Annotated in this window: 18 protein-coding genes; 10 read left to right on the top strand and 8 right to left on the bottom strand. The window is 70.4% G+C overall.

Annotated elements, in window-relative coordinates; translation table 11 throughout:
• The first annotated feature begins 31 nt into the window (after positions 1-31).
• On the top strand, positions 32-1,360 hold the full coding sequence (locus F0344_RS22790; protein WP_185300568.1) for a nicotinate phosphoribosyltransferase: 1,329 nt from the start codon (positions 32-34) through the stop codon (positions 1,358-1,360).
• 177 nt (positions 1,361-1,537) lie between these two features.
• On the top strand, positions 1,538-2,134 hold the full coding sequence (locus F0344_RS22785; RefSeq protein WP_185300567.1) for an isochorismatase family protein: 597 nt from the start codon (positions 1,538-1,540) through the stop codon (positions 2,132-2,134).
• Between the two features lie 21 nt (positions 2,135-2,155).
• On the opposite strand, the gene F0344_RS22780 is transcribed toward F0344_RS22785, so the two are convergent.
• Both F0344_RS22780 and F0344_RS22775 read right to left on the bottom strand, forming a co-directional pair.
• Positions 2,156-2,503, bottom strand: coding sequence for a hypothetical protein (locus tag F0344_RS22780; RefSeq protein WP_185300566.1), 348 nt, complete (start codon positions 2,501-2,503; stop codon positions 2,156-2,158).
• Between the two features lie 123 nt (positions 2,504-2,626).
• Entirely contained in the window at positions 2,627-5,029 is a 2,403-nt protein-coding gene (locus F0344_RS22775; RefSeq protein WP_185300565.1) for an immune inhibitor A domain-containing protein, read from the bottom strand.
• Between the two features lie 369 nt (positions 5,030-5,398).
• Between F0344_RS22775 and F0344_RS22770 the strand changes: the two genes are divergently transcribed.
• Positions 5,399-5,722: a hypothetical protein gene (locus tag F0344_RS22770; protein WP_185300564.1), complete on the top strand. Its 324-nt coding sequence runs from the start codon at positions 5,399-5,401 to the stop codon at positions 5,720-5,722.
• 42 nt (positions 5,723-5,764) lie between these two features.
• Here F0344_RS22770 and F0344_RS22765 read toward each other — a convergent pair whose 3' ends face one another.
• Entirely contained in the window at positions 5,765-6,433 is a 669-nt protein-coding gene (locus F0344_RS22765; RefSeq protein WP_185300563.1) for an RDD family protein, read from the bottom strand.
• A gap of 90 nt (positions 6,434-6,523) precedes the next feature.
• Positions 6,524-8,155: an RDD family protein gene (locus tag F0344_RS22760; protein ID WP_185300562.1), complete on the bottom strand. Its 1,632-nt coding sequence runs from the start codon at positions 8,153-8,155 to the stop codon at positions 6,524-6,526.
• A 226-nt stretch (positions 8,156-8,381) separates the two neighbouring features.
• Between F0344_RS22760 and F0344_RS22755 the strand changes: the two genes are divergently transcribed.
• On the top strand, positions 8,382-8,864 hold the full coding sequence (locus F0344_RS22755; protein WP_185300561.1) for an SsgA family sporulation/cell division regulator: 483 nt from the start codon (positions 8,382-8,384) through the stop codon (positions 8,862-8,864).
• Between the two features lie 11 nt (positions 8,865-8,875).
• Here F0344_RS22755 and F0344_RS22750 read toward each other — a convergent pair whose 3' ends face one another.
• Entirely contained in the window at positions 8,876-10,243 is a 1,368-nt protein-coding gene (locus F0344_RS22750; protein ID WP_185300560.1) for an FAD-binding oxidoreductase, read from the bottom strand.
• A gap of 97 nt (positions 10,244-10,340) precedes the next feature.
• Between F0344_RS22750 and F0344_RS22745 the strand changes: the two genes are divergently transcribed.
• A complete protein-coding gene (locus F0344_RS22745) occupies positions 10,341-12,002 on the top strand; it encodes a tetratricopeptide repeat protein (protein WP_185300559.1) in 1,662 nt (553 codons plus the stop codon).
• 106 nt (positions 12,003-12,108) lie between these two features.
• Here the strand turns inward: F0344_RS22745 and hppD are convergent, their stop codons facing one another.
• Positions 12,109-13,254: a 4-hydroxyphenylpyruvate dioxygenase gene (gene hppD / locus F0344_RS22740; RefSeq protein WP_185300558.1), complete on the bottom strand. Its 1,146-nt coding sequence runs from the start codon at positions 13,252-13,254 to the stop codon at positions 12,109-12,111.
• 136 nt (positions 13,255-13,390) lie between these two features.
• Between hppD and F0344_RS22735 the strand changes: the two genes are divergently transcribed.
• The 5 genes from F0344_RS22735 to F0344_RS22715 all read left to right on the top strand — a co-directional run bounded on the left by F0344_RS22735 (position 13,391) and on the right by F0344_RS22715 (position 16,930).
• The gene (locus F0344_RS22735) at positions 13,391-13,870 is read left to right on the top strand and encodes an Lrp/AsnC family transcriptional regulator (protein ID WP_185300557.1); all 480 of its coding nucleotides are present in this window, start codon (positions 13,391-13,393) and stop codon (positions 13,868-13,870) included.
• 25 nt (positions 13,871-13,895) lie between these two features.
• Entirely contained in the window at positions 13,896-14,705 is an 810-nt protein-coding gene (locus F0344_RS22730; protein WP_258050055.1) for a glycine betaine ABC transporter substrate-binding protein, read from the top strand.
• Between the two features lie 103 nt (positions 14,706-14,808).
• Entirely contained in the window at positions 14,809-15,390 is a 582-nt protein-coding gene (locus F0344_RS22725) for a winged helix-turn-helix domain-containing protein (RefSeq protein WP_185300556.1), read from the top strand.
• A gap of 10 nt (positions 15,391-15,400) precedes the next feature.
• Positions 15,401-15,589 carry a hypothetical protein gene (locus F0344_RS22720; protein WP_185300555.1) on the top strand — a complete coding sequence of 63 codons (189 nt, stop codon included), beginning with the start codon at positions 15,401-15,403 and terminating at the stop codon, positions 15,587-15,589.
• Between the two features lie 21 nt (positions 15,590-15,610).
• Positions 15,611-16,930 carry an MFS transporter gene (locus F0344_RS22715; RefSeq protein ID WP_185300554.1) on the top strand — a complete coding sequence of 440 codons (1,320 nt, stop codon included), beginning with the start codon at positions 15,611-15,613 and terminating at the stop codon, positions 16,928-16,930.
• On the opposite strand, the gene F0344_RS22710 is transcribed toward F0344_RS22715, so the two are convergent.
• Positions 16,860-17,648: a S16 family serine protease gene (locus F0344_RS22710; protein ID WP_185300553.1), complete on the bottom strand. Its 789-nt coding sequence runs from the start codon at positions 17,646-17,648 to the stop codon at positions 16,860-16,862. The two genes, F0344_RS22715 and F0344_RS22710, sit on opposite strands and share 71 nt — an antisense overlap.
• A gap of 74 nt (positions 17,649-17,722) precedes the next feature.
• Positions 17,723-18,367 carry an IclR family transcriptional regulator gene (locus F0344_RS22705; protein ID WP_185300552.1) on the bottom strand — a complete coding sequence of 215 codons (645 nt, stop codon included), beginning with the start codon at positions 18,365-18,367 and terminating at the stop codon, positions 17,723-17,725.
• Positions 18,368-18,841: the final 474 nt, after the last annotated feature.

The raw sequence follows: 18,841 nt of genomic DNA, 5'->3' as shown, positions 1-18,841 counted from the left end.
CTTTGACGAAATAGGGGGTAGCATCCGTGTCATGAACTCAGCGGACCTTGGGCGACGGGTCGGTGTGCCGTCGACCGCACTCTTCACCGACCAGTACGAGCTCACGATGGTGCAGGCGGCGCTGAAGGCCGGCACGGCTGACCGGCACTCGGTGTTCGAGGCATTCACGCGGCGGCTGCCCGAGGGGCGGCGGTACGGCGTGGTCGGAGGGACCGGGCGGGTGCTCGACGCGGTGGAGAACTTCCACTTCGACGACGAGATGCTGACCTTCCTCCGCGAACGGGACGTCGTCGACGCGCCGACCCTCGAATGGCTCGCCGACTACCGTTTCAGCGGCGACATCTGGGGTTACCGGGAGGGCGAGGTGTACTTCCCCGGCTCGCCGATCCTGCGGGTCGAGGGCTCCTTCGCCGAGTGCGTACTGCTGGAGACCGTGATCCTCTCCATCCTCAACCACGACTCGGCGATCGCCGCCGCGGCTTCCCGGATGTCGGTCGCGGCCGGCGGCCGGGGACTGATCGAGATGGGCGCCCGCCGCACGCACGAACTGTCCGCGGTGGCCTCGGCACGGGCCGCGTACGTCGGCGGCTTCGACACCACGTCCGACCTGGCCGCCGGCTTCCGGTACGGCATCCCGACCGTCGGCACCAGCGCCCACGCCTTCACCCTGCTCCACGACACCGAGCGCGACGCGTTCCAGGCCCAGGTCGACTCCCTCGGCCGGAACACGACCCTGCTCGTCGACACGTACGACGTGACCGAGGCGGTCCGTACGGCGGTGGAGATCGCCGGTACGGAACTCGGGGCCGTACGGATCGACTCCGGGGACCTGCTCCTGGTCGCACACCGGGTGCGCCAGCAGCTGGACGAGCTGGGCGCCACCGAGACGAAGATCGTGGTGACCTCCGACCTGGACGAGTACGCCATCGCCTCGCTGGCCGCGGCGCCGGTCGACGCCTACGGGGTGGGCACCCAGCTGGTCACGGGCAGCGGTCACCCGACCTGCTCGATGGTCTACAAGCTGGTCGCCCGCGCCGGCTCCGCCGACCCGGCGGACACCCTGCGTCCGGTCGCCAAGAAGTCGATGGGCGGCAAGTCCTCGGTGGGCGGCCGCAAGTGGGCCGCGCGCCGGCTGGACGAGCACGGGGTGGCCGAGGCCGAGGTGATCGGCACCGGACCGGTTCCGGCGGAGCTGGCCGGCCGGCAGCTGCTGGTGGAGCTGGTGCGCGGCGGCGAGGTGATCGCGCGCGAACCGCTGGAGGCGGCCCGGGTCCGGCACATCGCCGCCCGCGAGGGGCTGCCGATGTCGGCGAGCCAGCTGTCGCGCGGCGAGCCGGTGATTCCCACCGAGTACGTGTGAGGAGCGCGAGGGGGTACCCGGGTCGCCCGGGTCGCCCGCTGCCCCCGTTCTCCCGACGGGCTTGATTGTGGGGGCGGAGTCTCTAGGCTCGATGTCCCCAGGCCCGACACCTCCAGGCTCAGCGGCATCCCCGGCCGGCCCCGCTCCCCTCTTCTCCCCCACCGAAGGACACCCGCCATGCACCGCGCGTTGATCGTCGTGGACGTTCAGAACGATTTCTGCGAGGGCGGCAGCCTCGCGGTGGCGGGCGGCGCCGATGTCGCCGCCGCCATCACCGACCTGATCGGTGAGGCCCAGGCCGGCTACCGCCATGTGGTCGCCACCCGGGACCGCCATGTCGACCCGGGAGAGCACTTCTCCGACCGGCCCGACTTCGAACACTCCTGGCCCGCGCACTGCGTCGCCGGTACGGAGGGGGTGGGCTTCCACCCGAACTTCGCCCCGGCCGTCGCCTCGGGCGCCATCGACACCGTCTTCGACAAGGGCGAGCACACCGCGGCGTACAGCGGCTTCGAAGGTGTCGACGAGAACGGACTCGGCCTCGCCCAGTGGCTGCGGGACCGCTCCGTCACCGAGGTCGACGTGGTGGGAATCGCGACGGACCACTGCGTCCGGGCCACGGCGCTCGACGCGGTGCGCGAGGGCTTCACCACCCACGTGCTGCTGGATCTGACCGCCGGAGTCGCCGAGGGGACCACCGGGCGCGCCCTGGCGGAGCTCCGTGCGGCGGGTGTGGAACTCTCCGGCAAGCCGATCGTCCGGCCCGCCGCGTAGGACGTCGGCCGGAGGGCCGGGTCAGGCGGCCGGGCGGACCGGGCCCGCGTAGCCGCCGCCCGGCCTCAGCAGGGCGCGTATCGGGTGCCAGAGTTCCTGGCCCGTCTGCGGCAGGGCCTTCCACAGCAGTCCGTCCGGGTGGTGCAGCACCGCGGTGATCTCGTCCGGCGTGGGCGGATGGGCGTTGCCGCGCAGGTAGACGGCGCGCAGACCCAGATTGCGCAGCCTGGTCAGGGCGCGCGCCCGGTTGACCGCGTGCACCAGGACCCGTACGGGTGCTGCCGGGTCCGCCCCCCCGGCCGTGTGGATCAAGGTGAGTGCCACCACCACCGTGCCGTTCGGCAATCTGCAGAAACCTCCGCCTGCCATGCTCCGCGCTCCCCCGTGAGACATCGTGTCAATAAGGATCCGAACAAGAGGCACCTAAACACGATCGGCCGCCGCCCGCTAGAGGGCGACGGCCGATCATGTGTTGACCTTCGGTGATACGAATTACTTGGTCGACGGACCGACCAGGACGGTCATCGAGGAGCCGTTGCGCGGCTCACCGACGACCGAGATGCGGGTGTTGGTGTCAGGAACCTTGACGCTGCCCGTCGGGTTCTCCGCGTACCAGTACGTGCCCTTGCGGTCGTCGAAGACCGGGACACCGCGCGACGGCTTGATCCGCAGCGGCACGTCGGCGTTGTGGAGCGTGAAGCCGTCGGTGCGCTGCCAGCTGAACGGAGCGTCGAACGGCTGGATCTTGTTACGCAGGAGCGAGCCGTTGGCCCACTTCATCGGCTTGGCGTGGGAGTCGACCGGAAGGATCAGACCCTGGCCGTGGTGCTGGGAGGTGTTGTTGTCCTTCTGGGACTTGTCCCAGAGCCACACCATCAGACCGTTCTGGTACGGGTAGTGCTCGACCCAGTCGGGACGGGTCGTCGAGAAACCGAAGTTGTACGGGCCGACCTTGAGGGTCTTGTCGTACGAGACGTACTGGCGGTTCTCGGCGATGTAGTACTGCGGGTAGTCCTGGGTGAAGGACTCACCGATTCGGGAGAAGCCCTTGGCGGTCCAGCCGTTGTCCTCGCCCTCGGCGTTGTCCGTGAAGAGCACGGAGCCGTCGGCGGTCACGGTGATGGCGTCGGCGGTGAAGCCCTTGCCGCCGGCGCCGCCGTCCGTCTGGTAGCGGAAGCGGAGGTCGACCTTCTTGCCCGCGTAGGCGTCCAGGGAGTACGAGAGCTTCTTGTACGCGCCCGAGACGTCGGTGAGCGCCGGCTTGTCGCTGGCGTCACGCGGGATGGCCTTGCCGTCGGCCGTACCGTCGAGAGCGGTCCAGTTGGCGCCACCGTTCTCGGACACCTCGGTGTAGAGGTAGTCGTAGTCGGCCTCGATGTCGTACCAGCCCGAAAGGTCCAGCGAAGCGGCGGACTTGCCGGTCAGGTCGACCGAGCGGGTCAGCGTGTTCGACAGGTCGTCGCCCATGTCGCTCCACCACTGCTTCGAGCCCTCCGCGGGCTTCGTGACCGTGGTGGTGACGGCCTTCTCCGGGAGCTCGACGACGAGCGCCTGCTTGTCCTTCGTGTTGTACGCCGACACACCCAGCTTGTGCAGCGACTTCTTGCCCGCCTTGGCGGTGTCGTAGTCGAGCCAGCCCAGCTGGAGCTTGTCCCAGGCGGTCATGTCGCCCGGCAGGTTGCCGATCTCACCGGTGCCGGTGCCGAGCCAGGAGCCCGCCGACATCAGGGACCAGAAGCCGACCGAGTTCTCGCCGCCGCCGGAGGTGTCGTACAGGTCCGGGAGGCCGAGGTCGTGGGCGTACTCGTGGGCGAAGACGCCCAGGCCGCCGTTCTCGGGCTGCGCGGTGTAGTCACCGACCCAGATGCCCGTGTCACCGATCTCGGCGCCACCGGCCTTGTTGCCGGCCGGGCCGGTCGCGCCGGCGTTGGTGCCGTACGCGTACCAGCGGTGCGCCCACAGCGCGTCGGTGCCCTGGGCGCCGCCGCCGGCCGACTCGTCCTCGCCGGCGTGCACCAGCTGGAAGTGGTCGATGTATCCGTCGGACTCGTTGAAGTTGCCGTCGCCGTCGAAGTCGTAACGGTCCCACTGGTCGTACTGCGCCAGGTCCGTCTTGATCTGGTCGAGCGTGCGGCCCTTGGCCTTCTGGTCCGCGACCCAGGCGTTGACGCCGTCGCGGACGGTGTCCCACACGTTGGCACAGTTGCTGCTGCCGCAGTAGTTGGAGCCGTAACGGGCCTCGTTGTACGGGACCTTCACCCAGTCGGAAACCGCTCCGTCGACCGAGTAGCGGCCGGAGGAGGTCTTCTCGTAGTAGGTCTTGAGCGAGTCGACGCCCTTGCCCTCACCGAAGTACAGCTCCTGGAAGTGGGCCTGGTTGTAGTCGGCCTTCCAGGCGGTGCTGTTGTCCTTCGACTCGTCGGGCTCGGCTATCTCGTTGTGGGCCGGGCCGGGCGTGCCGCCGAACTTCTTGACGGGCGGCTTGGGGCCGTCGCCGTCCGGGTCGAACATGGTGGTGTCGTCCACCTGGTCGCCGAACTCCACCAGGATGGTGAAGATCTTGTCGGTCTTCTCGCGGCCGAGCTCGACGTACTTCTTGTCGTCGAGCTTGACGACCTTGGAACCGTTGCGGTTGGTGACCTTCTTGTCTCCGGAGATGACCTGGTCCAGAGCGGCCTGACGCTGCGCGTCCTGCTGCTTGCTGAAAGGGCCCTCCAGGTCGTGGTCCTGTCCCTTCGCCGGTGCCGCCGGGTCACGGCGGTCGATGTGGGAAGCAGCCGAGCCCGAGGGCTGGTCGTCTGCCTGGGCGGTGGCGAATGCCGACGCCGTCGCGGCGCTCGTGGCCAAGGCCACGGCAACCGCGGTGGCACGAAGCGCGCGTCTTTTGGTGGTCACTTGATGCAGTCCTCCCCAGCGCCCGCGTCCGCGGCCAGGGGGTTTCTTAAGGGCCGCGCGCGTAAACGCGTCACAAGTGACGACATTCGATCGGACTTACGGAAGAAAAGACAGATCTTGACTTGAACAGGCCAAGTGCACTATGTAGGAGACTCCTTCCGGTATCCGGACGTTCATCGGATCGCAACGGGCGCGTCGCACCGGTCTGTTGCCCCGAACTGTGACCCAGTGCGCCCCCTGTGCCTCGGCACGGTGGGTTAGGTCACGCTTACTACACGTTCCGCTCGGGCATCCACCGTCGTAGAGTCGCTTGACAGTGCGACCGTGTTGAGAGACCGCCCAACCGACGTCCCGAGGACGGAAATCGCCATGCCGCATCCGACTGCCGCACAGCTCTCCTACGGTTCGGTCACCGTCGTCTTCTCGACCCTCGCCATGCTGCTGCTCTCCGGGACGAGTTCGCTCGCCGGTGTGGCGGTCGTCTGCACCACCGCGCTCGCCCTCGGGCTGCTGGTGGCCGTGACCGTGCCTCTGCCGAAGCGTCCCGGAGCATCGCGGACGGCCGGGACGGCGACACCGTCCGCCACCGCTCGTACGCACCGGGCGCTCGACGCGCCCTCGGCGAAGGTCCCCGCGGCCCGCTCCGCGGAGCGCGCCACCGAGCGCGTGGGGCAACACTCACTGCGCCGCTGACACACCGTCGGCGCCGCGGGGTCCGCCCGGGCGCCGCGGGCGCTACGGGACGGTCACGACCACCGTCTTGGCCGCCTTGTCCTGGAGCCCCTGCCGGTAAGGCTTGTCCGTGAACATGAGCACGATGTTGATCAGCCACCACAGGCACGGGCAGCACAGCAGGGCCGGCAACCAGAGCACGACCGCGCGCATCAGCGCCGAACTGGTGTCCGGCACCCGACCGTCGTTCAGCATCGCGACACGCAGCTTCAGCAGCCGCTTCCCGATCGTCCGGCCGTCCTTCTTGGTCAGATACGTGTCGTACGCGACGTAGACCACGAGGCCGATCAGTGACCAGAGCAGTTGGTGCCCGGTGTACGAGTTGCTGAAGGCCGAGGAGAAGTCCTCGTCACCGTTGTCGTTCGTGACGTCCACCGCGCCCCCGAAGGGCAGCGAGATCACATACAGCGGGATCGAGATGATGAGGAAGTCGATCAGACGCGCCAGGATCCGCTTGCCCGGTTCGGCGAGCGGCGGCATTCCGGCCAGCGGATCGACTCCCCCGTACTGACCGCCGTACCGGCCCGGATCGTACGGCGGCGGCGGAGGCGGCGGAGGCGGCACGCTGCCGTAGGGAGAATCCCCGGACGGCGGCGTCGGCTCCTGCGGCTTCTTGAGGAACGGATCGTCGTCCTCGGGCGGCTGGCCGGGCGTCGGCTGGTCGTTACTCATGGGGGCAGTGCACCCCGGCCCACCCCCGCCCGCAACGGCTCAGGTGCGTTCGGGGGAAGGGGCGCGGCCACCGGGCCGTCCGACGGGACGTCAGCCGGAGACGAAGGTGCGGGCGGCCTTGTCGTGCCAGCACTGGCGCCACGGACGGTCGATCAGGCACCACAGCACATTGAGCACGCCGACGGCGAGGATGCCGAGGACGCCGTAGACGAGCCAGCGGCGCAGCGCGGCCCCGACGGTGGGCGGTCCGTGGGACTCGATGTCGCGCACTTCCAGGCCGCAGAGCTTCTTGCCGAACGTGCGGCCCCATTTCGCGGTGGGCAGCGCCTCCAGGAGGAAGCCGAGGACGAGGAAGGCGCCGAGGACCCCGCCGAACAGGCCGGCCGTCGTGGAGTCGACCAGCCAGACGGTGACCGTCTCGCCGGACTGCTTGGCGGCTTCGATCTTCCCGTCGATGTGGTCCAGGGCCTGCGTGACGAGCGGGAAGCCGACGGCACCGACGACCGCGCCGAGTACGACGGTGTCGAGGAGCCGGGCGGCGAACCGCTTCCCGAGCCCGGCGGGCCTGGTCGAGGTCTGGGCACGGGCGAGCTGCTGGAAGTGGTCGTCGACGGGAGGCTTCCAGGGCACGACGGGCTGGTCGGGCCGGGCAGCCTGCTGCCCCTGATGCTGCTGGGGCTGCTGGGACTGCGCGCCCGCCTGCTGGTGTTGTTGTGGGTTCTGGGGCTGCTGGGGCTGGAGTTGCTGCGGGGGGCGCGCCGTCTGTTCGGGCTGGGCGAGCTGGTGCACCTGCTGGGCCCAGGAGGCCGAGCCTCCACCGGGGCCGGGCGTCAGAGGCGTGTGGAGCGCCGGGGGTACGGGGGCCGGGCTCGGGGCGGGGGCAGGCGCGGGGGCCTCGTTGTGGGCCTGGCCACGGACCGCCTGAGGGCCTTGTGCCGCCTCGGGCGGCGCCTGCCGCTGGGCGGGGGTGGGCGGTGGTGAAACGGAGGGCTGCGGGGCGGAGGCCTGCGGGGCGGTGCCGGGGCCCGTCGCGCGGATCGTCATCGTGCCGTCGGCGGGCACGGGTCCGGTGTCGCGCGGCCGGTTCGGCCTGGCGCCGCTGCCGCCCTGACCGCCCGTGGCCCGGATCGTGACCGTGCCGTCCGGGGCGGGGGCGGGGGCGGGAGCGGGGGTGCGGCCGTCCCGCATACCGGGCAGCGCGCCGCCGGTCGGGTCCTGCGCCACGGGCCGACGGGGATCGGCGGGGGCGCGGTCGGCCGGACCCCTGTCGGAGGGGGTACGGGCCTCCGGCGTCCGGGCCTCCGGCGCGCCCTGGGCCGCCTGGTCGCCGCCCCAGGAGACGCGGCGGTCGCGGTCGCCGTCGAAGCCGGTCTGCCAGGAGGTGTCGGCCTGCCAGGCGGGCTGCGGTTCGAAACGGTTGCCGGCGGTGGAGCCACCCGCCCCCGGTTCGCCCTGGGTTCCGTGCACTTCGTCGACGTCGTCCACCTCGTCGAAGAAGACCGGCCCGGTCTCCTCCACGGCGGCCGTCCGCCGTCCGGGCGGGGCAGCGGCTTCGGCGGGCGGCGGCGCGGGGGCCGTCTCGCCCTGCCGGGGCGCCGGCCGACTCGTACCGGGAACCCACGAAGCGCCGTTCCAATACCGGACGTAACCGGGAATGGAGGGGTCGGGGTAGTACCCCTCGCGGGGGCTGTCTTCACCGGGTGCCGGGGTTGGCGCGCTCATCACCGTGGTCCCGTATCTCTCTTCGAGGTCTCAGACCGTCTGTACAAGGGTCCACATCTATCAGACGGCCGCCCGCCCCCGGGCCGGTCCCGGCGTTTGGACCCTGTTCCGCGAACTTCTGAAGTTTTTTTGAGAAGTCGCGTAATAGGTGGCAGGGAGGGCTCTCTCTCCTTGTGCGGGCCGGTCATGGGACCGGCCACCGAGCACCGGAAGGTCGTGCACTCTCATGCTGAACGTCGTGGAACGCGAGCTGGAACTGAAGCTTGTCCTGTCGCCCGAGCGCTCCATCCCCGTCCCCGCCCGGCTGAGCTATCGCACGGCCGACCCGTTCGCCGTGCACATCACGTTCCATATCGGCTCCGAGGCGCCCGTGCACTGGACGTTCGCGCGCGAGCTCCTGGTCGAGGGCGTGTTCCGGCCGTGCGGGCACGGGGACGTACGGATCTGGCCGACGAAGATCGACGAGCGGAACGTCATCTGTGTCGCCCTGACCTCGCCCGACGGCAATGCCCTGCTGGAGGTCCCGTCCGCCGCCGTGGCCGCCTGGGTGGAGCGGACCCTGCGGGTGGTGCCGCCCGGCACGGAGTCCGGCCGGCTGGGCCTGGACGAGGCGCTCGCCGAGCTGCTCGCGCCGCTGCCGGCCGACGACCTGTGGCAGAGCGACCCGTGGATCTCGGACGAGTCCCCGTCCCAGGACGGTGAGGTGTGACGGTACGGACGTCAGAAGAGCTTGCCCGGGTTGAGGAGTCCCAGCGGGTCGAACGCGGCCTTGATGCCGCGCTGCATCTCGATGCCGACGTCACCCAGTTCCCGGGCGAGCCACTCCTTCTTCAGTACGCCGACGCCGTGCTCGCCGGTGATGGTGCCACCCAGTTCGAGACCGAGGGCCATGATCTCGTCGAAGGACTCACGGGCCCGGCGGGACTCGTCTGCGTCGGTGTGGTCGAAGCAGACGACGGGGTGGGTGTTGCCGTCACCGGCGTGGGCGCAGACGCCGATGACCAGGCCGAACTTCTCCGCGATGGCGGCGGTCCCGTCGAGCATCGCGGCGAGCTTCGAGCGCGGTACGCACACGTCGTCGATCATCGTGGCGGACTTGACGGTCTCCAGGGCGGTGAGTGACAGCCGGCGGGCCTGGAGCAGCATTTCCGATTCGGCGGCGTCCTCGGCGGGGACGACTTCGGTGGCTCCCGCGGCGGTGCACAGCTCCTCCACGGCGGTGAGATCGGCGGCCGGGTCCGGGGTGTCGAAGGCGCAGAGGAGCAGCGCCTCGGTGGTCTCGGGGAGGCCCATGCCGGCCATCGCGTTCACGGCGCGGACCGTCGTACGGTCCATCAGTTCGAGGAGTGACGGAGTGTGGCCGCGCTCCATGATCCGGCAGACGGCGTCGCAGGCGGCTGCCGCGGAGGGGAACTCCGCGGCGAGGACGAGCTGCTGCGGTGGCTGCGGCTTCAGTGCGAGGACGGCCTTGACGACGATCCCGAGGCTGCCCTCGGAGCCGACGAAGAGCCGGGTGAGGTCGTATCCGGCGACGCCCTTGGCGGTGCGGCGGCCGGTGGTGAGCAGGCGTCCGTCGGCGAGGACGACGTCCAGTCCGAGGACGTACTCGGCGGTGACCCCGTACTTCACGCAGCAGAGTCCGCCGGAGGCGGTGCCGATGTTCCCCCCGATGGTGCACGTCTCCCAGCTGGAGGGGTCCGGCGGATAGTACAGACCGTGTTCGTTCACGGCGCGCGACAGGACCGCGTTGATGACGCCCGGCTCGACGACGGCGATCCGGTCGACCGGGCTGATCTCCACGATCCGGTCCATCTTCACCAGGGACAGCACGATGCAGCCGTCGGAGGCGTTGGCCGCGCCCGACAGGCCGGTGCGCGCACCCTGCGGGACGACCGGGACGCGCAGGGCTGTCGCCGTGCGCATGACGTGCTGGACGTGCTCGACCGTGCGGGGGAGCACGACGACGGCGGGCGCGCCCGCGTCGCAGAAGCTCGCCATGTCATGGGCGTACGAGGCGGTGACGTCCGGGTCGGTGATCAGGGCCTCGGCGGGAAGACCGGCACGCAGCTGTTCGAGAAGATCGTCCATGATCTAAGCGTGACACCCGGGGCCAATGGTGTGAACCCGTCTACGGCAGCGTTCACAAGACGCGGTGTGCTCTTCGTACTGACGCAGAGTGATCGGTATGGATGTCATGCCGCAGCAGGACCCGGAATCCCGTCAGCCGCCCGACCCGTACGACCTCCCGCCGGAAGTCGCTACGGCCGACGCCCCTCCTCCCCCCACCCTGCGTACGGCCCTGCGCCGGGCCGCGTTCGGGGCGGTTGCGGCCGCCGTGCTCGTGGCGGGGGCCGTGGTGGCGGTGCCGGAGAACCGGAGGGACACCGGTCCTCGCGTACCCGGTCCGGTCGAGCGGGCCGAACAGGCGACGACCGCGGGCTCCCCCGCCGCGCTCCCCGATCTGACGGCTCTGATCGCGGACCGGCAGACGTGGGTGGCCCGGCATCCGAAGGACGCTCCGGCGTGGGCGGTGCTCGGTTCGGCGTACGTGGAGTGGGGGCGGCGCACTGCGGACACGGCGTACTACTCCCGTGCGGACCAGGCTTTCGAGCGCTCCCTGGCCGCGCGGCCGGGCGAGCGGGGGAACGGGGAGGCGTGGGTGGGCATGGCGGCGCTCGCCAACGCGCGGCACGACTTCCTCGCGGCGAAGAAGTGGGGTGAGACGGTCAGGGCCCGGGAGCCGAAGACGTGGCGGACGTACGCGGTCCTGATCGACGCGTACAACGGGCTGGGCGACCACAAGGCGGCCGGGGCGGCGACGGAGAAGTTCGGTGAGCTCCGCAAGGGGTCGCCGGCCCTGGCCCGGACGTCCGAGATGTACCGCGCCAGGGGCTGGCGCGAGGACGCGCTCGCCACCGCCCAGGAGGCCGCGGACCGGGCGACCACCCTGGCCGAGAAGGCGGAGGCCCTGCACCGGCTGGGCGAGCTGGCCTGGGAGCGGGGTGAGGCGGAGGAGGCGGTGGCCCAGTTCGACGCGGCCCTGCGTACCGACAGCGGCCACCACGCCTCGCACGCGGGCCGGGCGCGCGCGCTGGTGGCCCTGGACCGTACGGACGAGGCGCTGGCCGCCTACCAAAAGGCGGTGGCGGAGCTCCCCCGTCCGGAGTACGTCCTCGAACTGGGCGAGCTGTACGAGTCCCTGGGTTTCGACGGCGACGCCCTCAGCCAGTACACGGAGCTGCGGGAGATGCTCACGCGGGCGAAGACCGCCGGGGTGAACGAGACCCTGGTCCTGGCCCGCCTGGAGACGGACCACGGCAGTCCGGCGACGGCGGTGGAGCTGCTGCGCTCGGAGTGGTCGCGCCGGCACCGCAGCGCGGCGGTGGCCGACGCACTGGGCTGGGCGCTGCACCGGTCGGGCGACTCGGCGCAGGCCCTGGAGTACGCCCGCAAGGCACTGGAGACGGGTGTCAGGAACGCCTCGTACGCGTACCACCTGGGCGTGATCGAACGGGAACTGGCCCAGTACGGCGCGGCCCGCCGCCACCTGGGGGAGGCCCTGCGCACCAACCCGTCCTTCTCCCCGCTGGCCGCGCCCCTCGCCCAGGACGCCCTGAACGCCCTCGGCGAACCGGCGGACGGCGGTCCGAAGGACATGCGGCCCTCCGCGCCCCCGGTCCAGACCCGGGAACCGGCCCCGGAACCGACGCGATCGGCCTCGACGCCTGCGAAGACGGCCACCCCGTCTCCGGCCCCTTCCCGGAAGCAGGAGCAGACCCCCTCCGCCACGGCCACCCCGTCCCCGGCCCGGACGGCCCCGTCGGCCCGCCCGTCAGCGGGGCAGTGAGGCCGCGCACGAACGCCGGAACGGGCCCCCCGCCGAGGGGCCCGTTCCGCTGCCACGGCCGGGGAGGCCTCGCAGTGGTGGTAATTCAGGGGAGGCTGCCCAAGGGTCAGAGGTTGCCGCGCTTGTCCTGCTCGCGCTCGATGGCCTCGAACAGCGCCTTGAAGTTGCCCTTGCCGAAGCCCATCGAGCCGTGGCGCTCGATCATCTCGAAGAAGACCGTCGGACGGTCCTGGACCGGCTTGGTGAAGATCTGGAGCAGGTAGCCGTCCTCGTCGCGGTCGACCAGGATCTTCAGCTCGCGCAGGGTCTCGACCGGGACGCGGGTCTCTCCGGCCCACTCGCCGAGCGTGTCGTAGTACGAGTCCGGGGTGTCCAGGAAGGCGACGCCCGCGGCGCGCATGGAGCGGACCGTGGCGACGATGTCGTTCGTGGCCAGCGCGATGTGCTGGACGCCCGCGCCGCCGTAGAACTCCAGGTACTCGTCGATCTGCGACTTCTTCTTCGCGATCGCCGGCTCGTTGATCGGGAACTTGACCTTCAGCGTGCCGTCGGCGACGACCTTCGACATGAGGGCGGAGTACTCGGTGGCGATGTCGTCGCCCACGAACTCCTTCATGTTCGTGAAGCCCATGACCTTGTTGTAGAAGGCCACCCACTCGTTCATCCGGCCGAGCTCGACGTTGCCCACGCAGTGGTCGATGGCCTGGAAGGTGCGCTTGGCCGGCGGCTCGACGATCGGGGACGCGGCGGCGAAGCCGGGCAGGTACGGGCCGTCGTAACCGCCGCGCTCGACGAGGGTGTGGCGGGTCCTGCCGTACGTCGCGATGGCTGCCAGCACGACCGTGCCGTGCTCGTCCTTGACCTCGTGCGGCTCGGTGATGCCCTGGGCACCGTGCTCCACCGCGTAGGCGTACGCGGCACGGGCGTCCGGGACCTCGATGGCCAGGTCGACGACGCCGTCACCGTGCTCGGCGACGTGCTCCTCCAGGAAGCGGCCGTGGTCGGTGGACGCCTTGATGACCGAGGTCAGGACGAAACGGGCGGCGCCGTTGGTCAGGACGTAACTCGCGGACTCGCGCGTGCCGTTCTCCGGTCCGGAGTAGGCGACGAGCTTCATGCCGAATGCCGTCGAGTAGTAGTGCGCGGCCTGCTTGGCGTTGCCCACGGCGAAGACGACCGCGTCCATTCCCTTGACCGGGAAGGGGTCGGCCTGCCGGGCGGTGTCGGGGGTGGTGTGCAGAGTCTCAGTCATACCCGAAGGTTCTCGCCGCTTCGCAAGGTGCGCAACAGTTCGCGATCCGACTGGACAATGTGTGCAGGCGGTACGCTGCGCCAGGTGGCCATGCGTACAGGATGACCATCACATACTGGACTCCCGGAGGCGGACCGTGGCGATCGACCGACTGGACGGGCGCCTCATCGTGCTGCTGGCCCGGGAGCCCCGCATCGGAGTGCTCGAAGCGTCCCGGCGGCTCGGGGTGGCGCGCGGGACCGTGCAGGCCCGGCTGGACCGCCTTCAGTCGAACGGGGTAATCCGGGGTTTCGGCCCGGATGTCGACCCGGCCGCGCTCGGCTACCCCGTCACCGCCTTCGCCACGCTGGAGATCAAGCAGGGCCAAGGGGCGGATGTGCGGGCCCATTTGGGTCGCGTTCCCGAGGTGCTGGAGTTGCACACCACGACCGGGCACGGGGACATGCTGTGCCGGCTCGTCGCCCGCTCGAACGCGGATCTTCAGCGCGTGATCGACCTTGTTGTCGGATTTGATGGCATTGTCCGGGCCTCCACGGCGATCGTCATGGAGAACCCGGTCCCGCTCCGCATCATCCCGCTGGTCGAGCAGGCGGCGGAGGACACCGAGTCAACTTGACCCGGCCCTGAAGGGCCGGGGCAAGTTGACCGAGAACATCGTTCTCGGCCAGATGATCGGCCTGGTCTTCAAGGCGGCGGGCGCGGAGGTCCTGGACCGGACGAACCTGCCGGGCTCGATCAGTGCGCGCGAGGCGATCGTGCAGGGCGACGCCGACGCGATGTACGAGTACACAGGCACCGCCTGGATCACCTACCTCGGCCGCGCGAAGCCGGTCGTCGACCCGTTGGAGCAGTGGGAGGCGGTCCGCGAGCAGGGCCGCCGCAACGGGGTGACGTGGCTGCCGCAGTCCACGCTCAACAACACGTACGCGCCGGCCATCAGCAAAAGGAACAACGCGAAGTACGAGCTGAGGACGCTCTCGGACGTCGCAGAGCTGACGAAGAGGAACCCGGGCGCGGTGACGGTCTGCGTGGAGAACGAGTTCGCCTCGCGCGACGACGGTCTGCCGGGCATGGCGAAGGCGTACGGGATGTCGGTCCCTGCGGCCGACATCCAGAAGATGGACGCCGGGATCATCTACACCCAGGTGTCGAAGTCCAACTCCTGCCTGCTCGGTGAGGTGTTCACCACGGACGGGCGGATCAAGGCGATGAACCTGGACGTGCTGGAGGACGACAGGCGCTTCTTCCCCAACTACAACGCGGCCCCGGTCATCCACACGGCGACCTTCGAGAAGTATCCGGAGATCGCGGACCTGCTGGACCCGGTCAGCAGGAAGCTGACGACGGAGGTGGCCCAGGTCCTCAACGCGAAGGTCGACGTGGACGGGGAGGACCCGCACGAGGTCGCGAAGGACTGGCTGGTCGAGGAGGGGTTCATCAAGGAGGGGTGACGGGGCGGCCGGACTCCAAAGAAGTCGCTCCAAAGAAGTCGCTGCAAAGAAGTCGTTGCAAAAACTGCTTGCAACACTTCCTTTGCAACTCTACGGTGGTTTCATGCCGGAGATCCCGCAGGACAGAGTCCACGAGCTCGACCCCCGCACCCTGCGAGGGCTGGCCCACCCCTTGCGTATACGCCTGCTGAGCAGACTGCGCGCCAACGGCCCCGCCACCGCCTCGCAACTCGCCGCGGTCCTGGGCGAGTCCAGCGGGGCGACCAGCTACCACCTCCGCCAACTGGCCGCGTACGGCTTCGTCGAGGACGCCCCCGAGCACGGCAAGGGCCGCGAGCGCTGGTGGCAGGCGGCCCATGAGTCCATCCGGTTCAACTCCGAGCTCCATGCCAACTCCGACCCGACGGTGCGGGGCGCCGCGAACCTCTTCACCCACGAGGTCGCCTCCATCCACACCCAGGAACTCAGCACCTTCCTCGGCACCTTGGGCGACTGGCCGGACTGGGCCGACGCCCACGACCTCAGCGACTGGACGCTTCGGCTCACCCCGGAACTCACGATGGAACTGGACGCCAAGGTGCACGAACTCATCAACAGTTACCGGGAGCGGGAGGTGGCTCCCGGCACCGAGGGTTCCGCCAAGGTCCGGTTCCATCTGCACGCCTTCCCTCGCACATCTGAATGAAAGGACCGTCATGCATCCGGACATCCACGTCCTGCTCCACAACAGCCGCGCCGCTGAACTACAGGCCGAAGCAGCCCGGTTACGGGCCCCGTCCCACGGTCTGCGCACCCGGCTCGGCTGGGCACTCGTCGAGATCGGCCTGCGACTCGCCCAGGAGCGCCCCGCTCCCGCGGCGGTGCGCGCACCTCGTACGGCATAGACCAGGACCAGGGGGAACGCCATGAGTCACCGCACCCCACTGGCCGCTGTGCTCGCGGCCAACTCCATATCCACCGCAGGGACTTCGCTCACGCTCATCGGCGTTCCCTGGTTCGTCCTGGAGACCACCGGCAGCGCGGGCCGGGCCGGGGTCGTCGCCTTCTGCGCCACGCTGCCGATCGTCGTCGCCGCGCTGATCGGCGGGCCCGTCATCGACCGGATCGGCCGCCGCCGGGTCTCCGTCGCCTCCGACACCGTCTGCGGCACGGCCATCGCTGCCATCCCGCTGCTGCACCACGCCGGGGCCCTCGAATTCTGGATGCTGTGTGCGCTGATGGCGCTCAACGGCCTCGTCCACACACCGGGCAACACTGCCCGGTACGTCCTCGTCCCCGACCTCGCCGAGCACGCGGGCACCACGCTGGCCCGCGCCGCCAGTCTCTTCGACGCCGTCTCGCGCGGCGCCCGGATGGTCGGGGCCGCGCTGGCCGGTGTGCTGATCTCGCTCGTCGGCGCCGAGACCGTGCTCCTCCTGGACGCAGCGACGTTCGTCCTGTCCGCCCTGCTGGTCGCGGCAGGCGTACGAGGGGTCCCGGCGGCCGAACCGCGCAAGGCCCAGGCGCCGGTGACGCTCCGCGCGTACCGCTCCGAACTCCGCGAGGGATACGCCTACCTGCTGGGCAACCGGCTCCTGCTCGCCGTCGTCGTCATGGTGATGTTCATGAACGGCACCGACCAGGGCTGGAACGCCGTTCTGCTCCCCGTGCACGCCGAGGGCCGCTTGGGCGGAGCCACCGACCTCGGCCTGCTCACCGCACTGTTCGGGGCGGGCGGGCTCACCGGAGCACTGCTGTACGGGGCCGTGGGGCACCGCTTCTCCCGGCGTACGGTGTTCACCGTGTGCGTGATCCTGTGTGGCGCGCCCCGGTTCGCGGTCGCCGCGTTCACCGGTACGACGCTGCCACTGGCCGTCACGATGGCGCTGAGCGGGATCGCGGGCGGCATGCTGAACCCGATCCTGACCACGATGACGTACGAACGCGTCCCCGAGGAATTGCGCAGCCGGGTGTCCGGGGCGCTCACCGCGGGCTGCGAACTCGCCATGCCGGTAGGCGGTCTGGCGGCCGGGCTGCTGGTGGAGAGCACGGGTGCGACGGGCGCGCTGCTCGCGATGGGCGGGGTCTACTTCCTCGCCACGCTGAGCCCGCTGGTCTTCCCCGCCTGGCGCACGATGGAGGAACCGGAGCACGGACCCGTCACAGGGAAGGGTGTCAGCAGCTCGGGACCTTGTCCCCCCGCTCCAGTGCCCGCAGAGAGGACACCGCGCCGCTCAGCGTCGTGACGGGGATCAGCCGCAGGCCCCTGGGCAGCTCGGCCTGCGCCTGGGTGCACTCGGCCTTCGGCACGAGGAAGACCGTGGCCCCGTCACGGCGGGCCGCCTGGGTCTTCAAGGAGACACCGCCCACGGCGCCGACCTTGCCGTCGGCGCCGATCGTGCCGGTACCCGCGATGGTGCGGCCGCCGGTGAGATCGCCGCCGGAGCCGTCGCCCACCAGTTTGTCGACGATTCCCAGCGAGAAGAAGAGCCCGGCGCTGGGGCCGCCCACGTCGGCGAGGTTCAGGGTGATGTCGAGGGAGCCGGGGTCCTTGCCGAGGTACTTCAGGGCCGCGTCGACGGCGACGTCCTGCGACTCCTTCATGTCTTGGAGGTTGTGCCGCTCGATCTCCTTCTCGGAGCCGCCGGTCGGATAGACGGAGTCGCGGGGCATGACCGCGCGGTCCGTCCTGAACCAGCTGTCGATCACATCGCCGACCCGGACCGCGGCGGTCGGCCCCGTCGCGACGATCGTCGTCATCCGGAGTGCGCCCTCGGTGGTCCGCGTGGGTGCGCCCTCGATGGTGATCACCGGCTTTCCGTGATCCTTCCCGAGGACGTCCGCGGTCAGCCCCGGCTCGGCCAGGGTGAACGGGAGCGGCGCGAAGGCGGCCGTACCGAACACCGCGAGGACGGGCAGCGCACAGAGGGCGAGCGCGCGGGGGCGCGAGAGGCGAGAGAGCACCCGCCCAATCTATCTGCCGTGCCCGGCCCCACGCCGCCGGGCGGGCTCGGGGCCGAACCCGCCCGGTGTCCCTGTCACCGCAAGGCGTCCGCTACTTCCCGGGCGGCGTCCAGCACCCGTGGACCCACCCGTTCCGGTACGGCGTCCGCGAGCATCACCACACCGACGCTGCCCTCCACCCCCGAGACCCCGACGAGGGGTGCGGCGGCCCCGCTCGCCCCGGCCTCGAGCTCGCCGTGGGTGAGGGTGTAGCCGGGGTGGCCCGGTGTCGGCTGCTGCCGGGCGGTGAGAATCGCCCGGCCCGCCGCGCCCCGGTCGAGCGCGTGCCGGAAGCCGGCGCGGTAGGCCACGTGGTAGTCGGTCCAGGTCGGCTCGACGACCGCGACGGCGAGCGCGTCCGTGCCGTCGACGAGCGTGAGGTGGGCGGTGGCCCCTATGTCCTCGGCCAGCGAACGCAGCGCGGGCAGCGCGGCCTCCCGGACGAGCGGGTGCACCTGACGGCCCAGGCGCAGGACGCCCAGGCCCACCCTGGCCCGGCCGCCCAGATCGCGGCGTACCAGGGCGTGTTGTTCCAGCGTGGCGAGCAGACGGTAGACCACGGTGCGATTGACGCCGAGTTTGTTGGACAACTCGGTGACGGTCAGGCCGTGATCGGTGTCGGCGAGCAGCTTGAGGACGCGCAGTCCTCGGTCGAGCGTCTGGGATGTCTCCGCGGTCACGACGCCCTCTCCCTCTTGGTGAGTGACGGCGGCTCTCTCGCGGCAGTGGCGACACCGGTCCCATCGGCGACGCACGGAGAGGCCGCCGGCAGGCCATGGCACCGGCTGCGCTCCGCGGCGGCGTTGCCACGGGGCGTTCGTATGGCCGGGACAGTAGCGAGCGAGTCCGCTCAGCGGAAGACCTCGTCCAGAATCCGGGCGCCCGCGGAAACCTCCGTACGGCCGCCCGGTATAAGCGCCGGTCAGCGCGACACCGTCCGGAACCCGGACATCTACGCGCGTCCTGGTCGGGCGACTCGTCCGCCACGCTCCGTATACGGCATGTACACCACATGTGAACCATCGTTAACGTGCTGTAAACAATCGGCCAGAAATATTCCATGGAGCCCCCGGGAACATGTCGGGGGAGCACTCGGCCCGGGCGGGAGCGGTGCTCCTCGCCCGGGCCGGCGGTGGTGGTGCGGAGAGGGCGGC

Source organism: Streptomyces finlayi, from assembly GCF_014216315.1.
Lineage (GTDB): Bacteria > Actinomycetota > Actinomycetes > Streptomycetales > Streptomycetaceae > Streptomyces > Streptomyces finlayi_A.
This window is presented reverse-complemented; position numbering and strand designations above follow the sequence as displayed.